Genomic DNA, 11,645 nt, shown 5'->3' on the forward strand with positions numbered 1-11,645 from the left:
AGCCGGTCTGGCGCTGTCCAAGATGGAGCAGGGCGCGGACTTCGACAAGCGCTACCAGGCTCGCTTCAACGCGCCGGTGCAGATCTACGCACCGTTCACCTATGACGCGTCATGGTCATCGTTGACGCCATGAAGCGCGCCAACTCGACCGAGCCGGCCGCCATCCTGGCCGAAATGCCCAAGACCAACTACAAGGGCCTGATCGGCAACATCGCCTTCGATGAAAAGGGCGGACATGAAGGAAGGCGACCATCACGTTGTACGAGTACAAGGACAAGAAGAAGACCGTCCTTGACGTCGTGAAGATGTAATCCGGGCTTACCGGCCCATCCGAACGGCACCGCGAGTATGTTGCGGTGCCGTTTTTTTAGCCTTGCCATACGTGCAGCATCCTTACCATGGGTGGAGTAGGCAGGCCGCTTACCAGCAAACAACCACACTACCAAACCACCCACATATCAACGTCCCCCCGACATCTACACCATGCCGAGGGAATTTGGACGGAAGCAAGGAGTTTTCATGGATATCTTTATCCAGCAGATCGTGAACGGTCTGGTGCTCGGCAGCATCTATGCGCTGATCGCACTCGGCTACACCATGGTCTACGGCATTCTCGGGATCATCAACTTCGCCCATGGCGACGTGCTGATGATCGGCGCGCTGACCGCCCTGTCAGCCATACTTGGCTTGCAGAAATTCTTCCCCGGCTTGCCCGAATGGCTCACGCTGGTGATCGCGACCCTGATCGCCATGCCAGTCTGCGCTGTATTGGCCTACACCATCGAGCGGGTCGCATACCGACCGTTACGCAACGCGCCCCGGCTGGCCCCGCTGATCACCGCCATCGGCGTTTCCATCATCCTGCAGACGATGGGCATGCTGATCTGGTCGCGTAACCCGCTTAACCCGCTGACCTTCCCGCAGCTGCTGCCGTCGTCGCCGATCGATATCGGCTCGACCGGCGCCACCATCACGGGCAAGGAAATCGTCATCATCGGCATGGCGCTGATGGTCATGGCGGGCCTGCTGACGCTCGTCAACCGCACCAAGCTGGGCCGCGCGATGCGCGCCACCGCCGAGAACCAGAAGGTGGCGGGGCTGATGGGCGTGAACCCGAATTTCGTGATCTCGGCCACCTTCATGATCGGCGCCGCGCTGGCCGCGCTGGCCGGTGTGATGATGGCCACCAACTACGGCAATGCCCACTTCTACATGGGCTTCATCCCGGGCCTGAAGGCGTTCACCGCCGCGGTGCTGGGCGGCATCGGCAACCTGGCGGGCGCCATGGTCGGCGGCATGCTGCTGGGCCTGATCGAAGCGCTGGGTGCTGGCTATATCGGCGATCTCACGGGTGGCGTATTTGGCTCCAACTACCAGGACGTGTTCGCCTTCATCGTGCTGATCACCGTCCTTGTCTTCCGTCCGTCCGGCATCATGGGCGAGCGGGTTTCCGAACGCGCCTAAGGAGAGAGAATCCATGAATACCCCGATTCCATCCCCGGTGGCGCCCGCTGCGCCGCTGACCAAGACGCCGGCCAAGACCATGGCCGCCTTGCTTGGCTTCCTGGTGATCGCCCTGTGCGCGCCCTTCATCGTCCAGACGCTGGGCGGCAACTACTGGGTCCGCGTGCTGGATTTCGCGCTGATCTACATCATGCTGGCGCTTGGCCTGAACATCGTGGTGGGCTTTGCCGGCCTGCTCGACCTGGGCTACATCGCCTTCTATGCCGTCGGCGCGTACATGATGGCCCTGCTGGGCTCGCCCCACCTGGCCAACCAGTTCGAGTGGATCCACCAGCTCTTCCCCCATGGCCTGCACCTCTCCATGTGGTTCGTGCTGCCACTGGCCGTGATGGTGGCGGCCACATTCGGCGTACTGCTCGGCGCGCCGACGCTCAAGCTGCGCGGCGACTACCTCGCCATCGTGACGCTGGGCTTCGGTGAGATCATCCGCATCTTCCTGAACAACCTCGACCGGCCCCTGAACATCACCAATGGGCCGAAGGGGATCACCGCGGTGGACCCGGTCCATATCTTCGGCTTCAATTTCTCCAAGTCCCACGAGATCTTCGGGCTGAAGTTCACGCCGGTGTTCATGTACTACTACCTGCTGGTCGTGCTGGTGATCGCCATCGTGTTCATCTGCCTGCGCTTGCAGAACTCGCGCATCGGCCGCGCCTTCGTGGCCATCCGCGAGGACGAAATCGCCGCCAAGGCGATGGGCATCAACACCCGCAACATCAAGCTGCTGGCCTTTGCCATGGGCGCCTCGTTTGGTGGTGCGTCGGGCGCGGTGTTCGGCGCCTTCCAGGGCTTTGTCTCGCCTGAGTCGTTCGTGCTGTGGGAGTCCATCTACATCCTCGCCATCGTGGTGCTGGGCGGCATGGGCCACATCCCCGGCGTGATCCTTGGCGGTATCTTGCTGGTGGGTTTCCAGGAACTGCTGCGCGCCGTGGCGGAGCCGGCGCAGAACATGCTCTTCGGCCATACCATCGTCGACGCCGAAGTGCTGCGCCAGCTGCTGTTCGGGCTGGCCCTGGTTGGCGTGATGCTGTATCGCCCGGCAGGCCTGTGGCCGTCGCCGCGCAAGGAAGACCGGCCGGTGATCCGCCGCCCGGGCAGCGTTGGCCGTTTCTGACCAGGAGGACATCATGAGCAACGAGAATCTCCTCCTGTCGGTACAGGGGGTCAACAAGCGATTCGGCGGCCTGCAGGCGCTGTCCGATGTGGGCCTACAGATCAAGCCGGGTGAAATCTACGGCCTGATCGGTCCCAACGGGGCCGGCAAGACCACCTTCTTCAACGTGATTACCGGCCTGTACACGCCGGACTCCGGCGAGTTTGTGCTGGGCGGAAAGGCCTACCAGCCGACCGCCGTGCACGAAGTCGCCAAGGCCGGGATTGCCCGCACCTTCCAGAACATCCGCCTGTTCGGCGAGATGACCGCGCTGGAAAACGTGATGGTGGGCCGGCACGTGCGTACCAAGGCTGGCCTGTTAGGTGCGGTGTTCCGCCCGCCTTCGGTGCGGCGTGAAGAAAACTCGGTGGAAGACTGGGCGCACGACCTGCTGGAGTACGTCGGCATTGGCAAGTACGCGCACTTCACTTCGCGCAACCTGTCCTACGGCCACCAGCGCCGCCTGGAGATCGCGCGGGCACTGGCCACCGAGCCCAAGCTGCTGGCGCTGGATGAGCCCGGAGCCCGCGGCCGGCATGAACGCCACCGAGAAGGTGGAGTTGCGCGGCCTGCTCGACAAGATCCGCACCGATGGCAAGACCATCCTGCTGATCGAGCACGACGTGAAGCTGGTGATGGGCCTGTGCAACCGCCTGACCGTGCTCGACTACGGCAAGGTGATCGCGCAAGGCCTGCCGCACGAAGTCCAGAGCAATCCAGCGGTGATCGAGGCTTACCTCGGTACCCCGGCGCACTGACGGGGAGAAAGACACAATGAAAGAAACACTACTGAAGATATCCGGCCTGAAGGTCGCGTACGGCGGCATCCAGGCGGTCAAGGGCATCGACCTCGAGATAAAGGAAGGTGAACTGGTCACGCTGATCGGCGCCAACGGCGCCGGCAAGACCACCACCATGAAGGCCATCACCGGCCTGCAGGGCTGGGCCGGCGGCGATGTGGAGTACATGGGCAAGTCCATCAAGGGCGTGCCCAGCTACACGCTGCTCAAGCAAGGGTTGGCGATGGTGCCGGAAGGGCGCGGCGTGTTCGCGCGCATGACCATCACCGAGAACCTGCAGATGGGCGCCTACACGCGCGTCGACGAGGCCGGCATCAAGGCCGACATCGACCGCATGTTCGGCATCTTCCCGCGCCTGAAGGAGCGTGCCAACCAGCTGGCCGGCACCATGTCGGGCGGCGAGCAGCAAATGCTGGCCATGGCGCGCGCGCTGATGAGCCAGCCCAAGCTGCTGCTGCTGGACGAGCCCTCGATGGGCTTGTCGCCGATCATGGTCGCGAAGATCTTCGAGGTGGTGCGCGACGTCTCCGCGCTGGGCGTGACCGTGCTGCTGGTGGAGCAGAACGCGCGGCTGGCACTGCAAGCCGCGCACCGCGGCTATGTGATGGAGTCCGGCCTCGTCACCATGAGCGGCGACGCCAAGCAGATGCTGGACGATCCGAAGGTCCGCGCGGCGTACCTGGGCGAGTGATGTTGCCCGTGTAACGCAGCCATTGGCAAAAAGAAAAGCCTCGCATCGCGCGAGGCTTTTCTCATTTATGCCCCGGCGAAGCTCAGGCCAGCTTCTTGAGCAGTGTGCGCAGCATGCCGATCATCTGGTCGATTTCTTCGATGGTGACGTTCAGCGCGGGCATGAAACGCAGCAGGTTGGGGCGCGGTGAGTTCAGCAGCAGGCCTTGCGGCTGCATGTCGCGCGCTTCTTCCACCAGTTGCGGGCCGATGTCCTTGTTCAGCACCAGCGCGCGCAGCAGGCCTTCGCCGCGTTCGCCGCCCAGGCCGAACTCGGACGACAGCGCCAGCAGCTGCTCGCGCAGGTAGGCGCCCTTGTCTTGCACGCTTTGCAGGAAACCGGGCGCGGTCAGCTGCGCGATCACGGCGCTGCCGACCGCCGTCATCACCGGGTTGCCGTTGTAGGTGCCGCCCTGGTCGCCGGCTTCGAAGCTGGCGACTCAGCCGTGCACAGCAGGGCCGCCAGCGGCACGCCGCCGCCGATACCCTTGCCCAGCGTCATGATGTCCGGCTCCACGCCCGACAGCTCATAGGCGAACATCGTGCCGCAGCGCCCACAGCCGGTCTGCACTTCGTCGACGATGAACAGCAGCTTGTGCTGGTCGGCCAGCTTGCGCAGGCCTTGCATGAATTCGCGCGAAGCGGGGATCACGCCGCCTTCGCCCTGCACCGGCTCCAGCATGATGGCCACGGTCTTGTCGTTGATCAGCTTTTCCACCGAGGCCAGGTCGTTCAGTTCGGCCTTGGGGAAGCCCGGCACCTGCGGCGCGAAGATGGTGTCCCAGCCGGCCTTGCCCGATGCGCTCATGGTGGCGAGCGTGCGGCCGTGGAAGCTGTGGTCCATGGTGATGATCTCGAACGCGCCGTTCTTGTGCTTGCGGCCCCATTTGCGCGCCAGCTTGATCGCGCCTTCGTTGGCTTCCGCGCCGCTGTTGGCGAAGAACACCTTGTCGAAGCAGCTGGCATCGGTGAGCTGCTTGGCCAGCTTGAGCATGGGCTCGTTGTAGAACGCCGGGCTGGGGTTGAACAGTTTCTTCGACTGGTCGACCAGCGCGTCGATCATGGCCTGGTTGGAGTGTCCCAGGCAGTTGACTGCCCAGCCCTGCACGAAGTCCAGGTATCGCTTGCCGTTATGGTCCGTGAGCCACGAGCCCTTGCCTTCGGTAAAGACGAGCTCGGGCCGGTTGGTGATGTACATCAGGGATTGGACGGGGTACTCAGCAAATGCCATGGCGGACTCCAGGGGTCGGCGTGAAACAGGGGAGAGGAGAGCAGAAAAACAAAAAGCCACGGGGATTGCCCGTGGCTTGTTGACCTGAACAGAAGCTATGGACGGTCAGCCGCGAGGCACCCCGGTGGGGAGCGACGTACGGTAGCTGCGTCGGTTGATAGCGTAGTTCATGGCGGCCAATATAAGGCCCATGCGCCCGGCTGTCAAAACGAATTTTGGTGGGGCCGGGCATTGTTGTAGCTTGGGAACGGGCAGCGAGGCGCTCAGGCCGCCGGTGCCGGAGGTACCGAACCTGCCGGATGCATGTCCGCTTCCGAGGTGAACGAGTCGGCGAAGAAGGCATCCTCGTGCAGGTCGCAGCGCAGCGCAAAGTCCTTGCGCGCGGCATTGATCATCACCGGCGCGCCGCAGGCGTAGACCTCGAAGCCGGACAGGTCGGGATGGTCTTCCATCACGGCCTCGTGGACAAAGCCGGTACGACCGTCCCAGTCGTCGCTGTCCTGGGCGTTGGAGATCACCGGCACGTAGCGGAAGTTGGGCAGCTCGCGCGCCCATTGCTCGCACAGCGCGTGCATATAGAGATCGCGCGGGCGGCGGCCGCCCCAGTACAGCGTCATCGGGCGGGTGATGCCGGTGTAGACGGCGTGCTCGACGATGGCCTTGATCGGCGCGAAGCCGGTGCCGGAGGCCAGCAGGATGATGGGCTTGTCGGAGTCTTCACGCAGGAAGAAGCTGCCGAGCGGGCCTTCGAAGCGCAGGATGTCGCGCTCCTTCATGGCCGGCTGGCCTTCCCTGGCGCCGAACACGTAGTCGGTGAAGGTGCCGCCGGGCATGTGGCGGATGTGCAGCTCGATCGGGCCTTCCTGGTGCGGCGGCGTGGCGATGGAGTAGCTGCGGCGCTTGCCGTCGCGCAACAGGAATTCGACATACTGGCCGGCCAGGAACTGCATGCGCTCGGTGGCGGGCAGTTGCAGGCGGGTCACGATGACGTCGTCGGCCACGCGTTCCAGCGTGGCGACGCGGCACGGCACTTTCTTGATGGGGATGTCGCCGGCGCCTTGCACCTCGCGGCATTCGATGGTGATGTCCGAGGTGGGCTTGGCGCAGCAGAACAGCGCGCGGCCCTCGGTCTTTTCCTGCGCGGACAGCGCGGAAGCTGCGTGATCGCCCTGCTCGATGCCGCCGGCGGTGACACGGCCCTTGCAGGATCCGCATGCGCCGTTCTTGCAGCCGTAGGGCAGGCCAATGCTGTGGCGCAGGGCCGCGGTAAGGATGGTTTCATCCGCAGCCGCTTCGAACGTGCGGCCGCTGGGCATGACGGTAACTTGATAAGCCATAATCACTCTATGAGCAAAAATCTGTCGCGACGCCGCCTGGGTCGCCCGCGCCTACTCATCGTTGGCTGTGGGGATGTGGGCACGCGTTGCCTGCGTATTCTATCGACGCGCTGGCGCGTCTTTGCCATCACTTCGCAGCCGTCCCGCCGCACAGCGCTGCGGGACAACGGCGCTGTACCGCTGGTAGCCGACCTGGACCGGCCCGCCACGCTGGCGCGCCTGGCCGGGCTGGCCGACAAGGTGCTGCACCTGGCGCCGCCGCCTGCCCGCGGCGAGGGCGATCCCCGCACGCTGGCGCTGCTGCGTGCCTTGCGGCGCGGTGCCTGGCGGCGCTGCGCCGCACGGCCTGGCGGATGGTTTGCCAAGCCCGCTATTCTACCCGACCGGGGCAAGGGCCGGTCCGGCCGAAGCGCCGCGCCGCCAGCGTTCGTCTACGCCAGCACCTCGGGCGTATACGGCGATCGCGGTGGCGCCAGGCTGGCGGAATCCCAGGCGGTGCGCCCGCAAACCGCGCGCGCCCGGCGCCGCGTGTCGGCCGAGCAGGCCGTGCGGGACTTTGGCCGCCATGCCGGCTGGCGGGCTTCCATCGTGCGCATCCCCGGCATCTACGCCGAAGACCGGCTGCCGCTGGCCCGCCTGGCCAAGGGCACGCCGGCGCTGGCGCCGCAGGACGATGTCTATACCAACCACATCCATGCCCTGGACCTGGCCCGCACCATGGTGGCGTCGCTGTTCCGCGGCCGCGCGCAGCGGGTGGTGCATGCCAGCGACGATTCGGAAATGCGCATGGCCGATTACTTCGACCTGGTGGCCGACCGCCGTGGCCTGCCCAGGCCGCCGCGCCTGGCTCGCGCGCAACTGCGCGAAGCCGTGGAGCCAACCTTGCTCAGCTTCATGAGCGAATCGCGCCGGCTGGAAAACGCCCGCCTCAAACGCGAACTGCGCCTGCGGCTGCGCTATCCCACCGTGGCGTCCTTCTTCGACGCCTGAGCGCAGGGGCTGCCGGAAGCCCTTCTTCCCCATTCCCAGTGCCATGCGGTGGCATGCCGCTTGCGTAGATATCGCCGCTCGATCCTGTATAGACAGCAAGTGGCGAATCCGGCGTGCGGGTGCGCGGATCTGGTGCGGGGAGCCGCAAGCGGCATGCGCCGGATGCCCCGCCAGCGGGCATCGGCGCGCGGCCGGCCCCATGCCATAACCCGCCCGTTTTGTGCGGTTCCACGGTTGTCGGAGCCTATGTGCTGGCCACGCCAGTTACGCGCTTCGCCTCGGGTTAACTACTGCATTGACTTGTATATACAGGGTTGCTAAATTGCCTGGCAAATGACCGGCGCCGCAAGGACGGTGCCGCCCGAGCCGGGCGATCCGGCCGCCGCCTGCGCAGGCGCGGCCCCGTTCGCATCACACCAAAGGAGCCAGGAAGATGGGATTTCGTATCCGTAGCGGCAAGTCGCTAGCCGTCGCCGTAGCAGCAGTCGCCGCCGCGCTGGGTGCGGCCGGCACCGCCCAGGCGCAAGCCACGCAGGTCACGCTGGGCATGAGCGGCTGGACCGGCTTCGCGCCGCTGACGCTGGCCGACAAGGCTGGCATCTTCAAGAAGCACGGTGTCGATGTCGACATCAAGATGATTCCGCAGAAGGACCGCCACCTGGCGCTCGCCTCCGGCGCGATCCAGTGCGCCGCCACCACGGTCGAGACCCACGTGGCGTGGAATGCCAACGGCGTGCCCATCACCCAGATCGTGCAGCTCGATAAATCCTATGGCGCCGACGGCCTGGCCGTGCGCAGCGACGTGAAAGGCTTCGCCGACCTCAAGGGCAAGACCATCGGCGTGGACGCGCCGGGCACCGCGCCTTACTTCGGCCTGGCCTGGATGCTCAAGAAGAACGGCCTGACGCTCAAGGACGTGAAGACCACCACGCTGTCGCCGCAGGCGGCCGCGCAGGCCTTCGTCTCCGGCCAGAACGACGCCGCGATGACCTACGAGCCGTACCTGTCGTCCGTGCGCCAGAACCCGGACAAGGGCAAGATCCTGGCCACCACGCTCGACTACCCGATGGTGATGGATACCCTGGGCTGCGCGCCAAAATGGCTCAAGGACAATCCCAAGGCCGCGCAAGCGCTGGTCGATAGCTACTTCGAAGCGCTCGACATGATCAAGCAGGACCCCGCCAAGGCCAACGACATCATGGGCGCGGCGGTCAAGCAGACCGGCGAGCAGTTCGCCAAGTCGTCCGCCTACCTGCGCTGGCAGGACCGCGAAGCCAACCGCAAGTTCTTTGGCGGCGAGCTGGGCAGCTTCAGCAAGGAAGCCGCGCAGGTGCTGCTGGAGATCGGCGTGATTCGCCAGGTGCCCGACGTAACGGCGCTGTACGACGCGCGCTTCATCAAGTAAAGAGGTTGGTGCCATGACGCAGGTTCACATTGGTTCGCCCGCCGCGAATCCGGCCACAAAGCCCGTCCCCGCCGCGGGGACGCCGGCGGCCGCGCGCCGCCATCCCTGGCTTGCGCCGCTAACGCCGGTCTCGCAGCAGGCGCGCTGGGTGCTGGGTTTGTCATTCTTCGTGGTGTTCTTTGCCGTGTGGGCGGCGGTGACCTTGGGCGGCATGGTGCCGCGCACCTTCCTGGCCGACCCGATGACCATGGCGCGCGAAGGTGTGCTGCTGTTCACCGAGTACAACTTCATCGGCGATATCGGCATGACCGTGTGGCGCGTGCTGGGCGGCTTCGTGCTGGCCGCCGCGCTGGCGGTGCCGCTGGGCATCTTCATGGGCGCGTACAAGGCGGCGGAGGCGTTCTTCGAGCCCTTCGTCTCGTTTTGCCGCTACCTGCCAGCCTCGGCCTTTATTCCGCTGCTGATCTTGTGGGCGGGCATCGGCGAGGCGCAGAAGGTGCTGGTGATCTTTATCGGCTCGTTCTTCCAGATCGTGCTGATGGTTGCGGTGACGGTGGGCGGCGCGCGGCGCGACCTGGTGGAGGCAGCCTACACGCTGGGCGCCAACAGCAGCGGCATCGTGCGGCGCGTGCTGATCCCCGGCGCCGCGCCGGAGATTGCCGAGATCCTGCGCCTGGTGCTGGGCTGGGCCTGGACCTACGTGATCGTGGCCGAGCTGATCGGCTCGTCCTCCGGCATCGGCCATATGATCACCGACAGCCAGGCGTTGCTCAACACCGGGCAGATCATCTTCGGCATCATCGTGATCGGCTGTATCGGCCTGATCTCCGACCTCGCCTTCAAGCTGGCCAACCAGCGCCTGTTCCCGTGGAGTTCGATCAAATGAGCGCGCTGTCCATCCAGCAGGTCTCCCGCACTTTCGTTAATCCGCGTGGCGGGCAGACCCTGGCTCTGCAGCCGACCGATTTCGAGGTGGCGGACAACGATTTCGTCACCATCCTCGGTCCCTCGGGCTGCGGCAAGTCCACGCTGCTGCGCATGGTCGCCGGGCTGGATACGCCCACCACCGGGCGCGTGCTGCTCGATGGCCGGGAAGTCACCGGCCCGGGCGCGGAGCGCGGCATGGTGTTCCAGTCGTACACGCTGTTCCCGTGGCTGACCATCGAGCAGAACGTCCGCTTTGGCCTGCGCGAGCGCGGCATGAGCGAGGCCGACCAGCGCGAGCGCAGCGACTTCTTTATCCAGCGCGTGGGCCTGCGCGGCTTCGAGCACCATTTCCCCAAGCAACTCTCGGGCGGCATGCAGCAGCGCACGGCGATTGCCCGGGCGCTGGCCAACGACCCCAAGATCCTGCTGCTCGACGAGCCCTTTGGCGCGCTCGACAACCAGACCCGCGTGCTGATGCAGGAACTGCTGCTGGGTATCTGGGAAGCCTCACGCAAGACCGTGCTGTTCGTCACGCACGAATCAAGCGCACCATCGATGTGGATTTTCCGCATCCGCGCCACTACACCATCAAGACGTCGCCGGCGTTCTCGGAACTCAAGGCGCTGCTGACGGAAGAAATTCGCGCCGAGGCCATGGCCTCGGCCGAGCACTGAGCCGTCAATCCAGTGATGAAAGCTGCCGCCGCCACCCGCCGGGGCGTTCCCGATGCCACTCCCGCCGCGCTCTACCAGCAGGTCAAGGAGTACATCGCGCGCCATATCCAGAGCCGCGCGTGGCAGCCGGGCGACCGCGTGCCGTCCGAGCAGGAACTGGTGACCCGTTTCGGCGTATCGCGCATGACGGTGAACCGCGCGCTGCGCGAGCTGGCCGAGCAGGGCAGGGTGGTGCGCGTGGCCGGCGTGGGCACCTTCGTGGCCGAGCACAAGCCGCAATCGACGCTGCTAAGCGTGGTCAACCTGCAGGACGAGATCCGCATGCGCGGGCACGACTACGCCTGCGACGTCATGGTGGTGGAGCGCGTGGCCGCCTCCATCGAGGTAGCCGCCGCGCTGGACCTGCGCACCGGCGAATCGGTGTTCCACTCCGTGTGCGTGCACCGCGAGGACGGCGTGCCGGTGCAGCTCGAAGACCGCTATGTGAACCCGCGCGTGGCGCCCGACTTCATCAACCAGGATTTCGCCGCCGTCGATGCGGTGAAGCCGGGCGAATACTTGCTGCGCCACGTGCCCTATGATCAGATCGAGCACGTGGTCGATGCCATCTCCGCCACGGCGGAGCAGGCCGCCCAACTGGAAATGCCGGCCACCCAGCCGTGCCTGCTGCTGACCCGCCGTACCTGGACGGGCGGCACCCCCGTGACCTTTGTACGTTGCCTGCACCCAGGCAACCGTTACCGCCTAGGCAGCCGATTCCGCGCCGATGGCAACCCGGCCTTCGGCTGAACCAGACGCGGGCCGTTAGATTCTTCAGATTCACCAGCCAACTCACGAACCGGGCTGTATAGACAGGGACATACAAATGAGCGCCA

8 protein-coding genes and 4 pseudogenes are annotated in these 11,645 nt (G+C 65.3%); 10 read left to right on the plus strand and 2 right to left on the minus strand.

Features of this window, described 5'->3' with window-relative positions; all coding sequences use genetic code 11:
- From OR16_RS42110 to OR16_RS33470, 5 genes and pseudogenes are all read left to right on the plus strand, one after another.
- Positions 1 to 311, plus strand: a pseudogene (locus tag OR16_RS42110) (ABC transporter substrate-binding protein); the annotation flags it as partial.
- Between the two features lie 208 nt (positions 312 to 519).
- Positions 520 to 1,464 carry a branched-chain amino acid ABC transporter permease gene (locus tag OR16_RS33455; RefSeq protein WP_006163244.1) on the plus strand — a complete coding sequence of 315 codons (945 nt, stop codon included), beginning with the start codon at positions 520 to 522 and terminating at the stop codon, positions 1,462 to 1,464.
- Positions 1,465 to 1,477: 13 nt separating this feature from the next.
- Positions 1,478 to 2,638, plus strand: a complete 1,161-nt coding sequence (locus tag OR16_RS33460) for an ABC transporter permease subunit (protein WP_006163245.1) — start codon at positions 1,478 to 1,480, stop codon at positions 2,636 to 2,638.
- Positions 2,639 to 2,651: 13 nt separating this feature from the next.
- Positions 2,652 to 3,435, plus strand: a pseudogene (locus OR16_RS33465) (ABC transporter ATP-binding protein).
- Between the two features lie 16 nt (positions 3,436 to 3,451).
- Complete coding sequence (locus tag OR16_RS33470) at positions 3,452 to 4,168, plus strand: ABC transporter ATP-binding protein (protein ID WP_006163247.1); 717 nt, start codon at positions 3,452 to 3,454, stop codon at positions 4,166 to 4,168.
- An 82-nt stretch (positions 4,169 to 4,250) separates the two neighbouring features.
- On the opposite strand, the pseudogene OR16_RS33475 reads toward OR16_RS33470, so the two are convergent.
- Positions 4,251 to 5,437: pseudogene (locus OR16_RS33475) on the minus strand (acetylornithine transaminase).
- A gap of 263 nt (positions 5,438 to 5,700) precedes the next feature.
- A complete protein-coding gene (locus OR16_RS33480) occupies positions 5,701 to 6,774 on the minus strand; it encodes a CDP-6-deoxy-delta-3,4-glucoseen reductase (RefSeq protein WP_043422131.1) in 1,074 nt (357 codons plus the stop codon).
- Positions 6,775 to 6,783: 9 nt separating this feature from the next.
- On the opposite strand from OR16_RS33480, the gene OR16_RS33485 reads away from it, so the two are divergent.
- From OR16_RS33485 to hutC, 5 genes and pseudogenes are all read left to right on the plus strand, one after another.
- Positions 6,784 to 7,764, plus strand: a complete 981-nt coding sequence (locus OR16_RS33485; protein WP_043422132.1) for an NAD-dependent epimerase/dehydratase family protein — start codon at positions 6,784 to 6,786, stop codon at positions 7,762 to 7,764.
- Between the two features lie 433 nt (positions 7,765 to 8,197).
- On the plus strand, positions 8,198 to 9,169 hold the full coding sequence (locus OR16_RS33490; RefSeq protein WP_006163250.1) for an ABC transporter substrate-binding protein: 972 nt from the start codon (positions 8,198 to 8,200) through the stop codon (positions 9,167 to 9,169).
- Between the two features lie 13 nt (positions 9,170 to 9,182).
- Positions 9,183 to 10,055 (plus strand): ABC transporter permease, encoded by an 873-nt coding sequence (locus OR16_RS33495; protein WP_006163251.1) that lies wholly within the window; start codon positions 9,183 to 9,185, stop codon positions 10,053 to 10,055.
- A pseudogene (locus tag OR16_RS33500) lies at positions 10,052 to 10,770 on the plus strand (ABC transporter ATP-binding protein). Before OR16_RS33495 ends, OR16_RS33500 begins: the two are co-directional and overlap by 4 nt.
- 15 nt (positions 10,771 to 10,785) lie before the next feature.
- Complete coding sequence (hutC, locus tag OR16_RS33505; protein WP_006163252.1) at positions 10,786 to 11,559, plus strand: histidine utilization repressor; 774 nt, start codon at positions 10,786 to 10,788, stop codon at positions 11,557 to 11,559.
- The last annotated feature ends 86 nt before the right edge of the window (positions 11,560 to 11,645 follow it).

Origin of the sequence: Cupriavidus basilensis OR16 (assembly GCF_000243095.1) — a bacterium.
In the GTDB taxonomy this organism is placed as follows: domain Bacteria; phylum Pseudomonadota; class Gammaproteobacteria; order Burkholderiales; family Burkholderiaceae; genus Cupriavidus; species Cupriavidus basilensis_D.

Excerpts from the sequence above, each read along its gene's own strand:
- OR16_RS33460 (WP_006163245.1), top strand. The coding sequence starts at position 1,478 with ATGAATACCCCGATTCCATCCCCGGTGGCGCCCGCTGCGCCGCTGACC.
- OR16_RS33455 (WP_006163244.1), top strand. The coding sequence starts at position 520 with ATGGATATCTTTATCCAGCAGATCGTGAACGGTCTGGTGCTCGGCAGC.
- OR16_RS33485 (WP_043422132.1), top strand. The coding sequence starts at position 6,784 with ATGAGCAAAAATCTGTCGCGACGCCGCCTGGGTCGCCCGCGCCTACTC.
- OR16_RS33480 (WP_043422131.1), bottom strand. The coding sequence starts at position 6,774 with ATGGCTTATCAAGTTACCGTCATGCCCAGCGGCCGCACGTTCGAAGCG.
- hutC (WP_006163252.1), top strand. The coding sequence starts at position 10,786 with ATGAAAGCTGCCGCCGCCACCCGCCGGGGCGTTCCCGATGCCACTCCC.
- OR16_RS33470 (WP_006163247.1), top strand. The coding sequence starts at position 3,452 with ATGAAAGAAACACTACTGAAGATATCCGGCCTGAAGGTCGCGTACGGC.
- OR16_RS33495 (WP_006163251.1), top strand. The coding sequence starts at position 9,183 with ATGACGCAGGTTCACATTGGTTCGCCCGCCGCGAATCCGGCCACAAAG.
- OR16_RS33490 (WP_006163250.1), top strand. The coding sequence starts at position 8,198 with ATGGGATTTCGTATCCGTAGCGGCAAGTCGCTAGCCGTCGCCGTAGCA.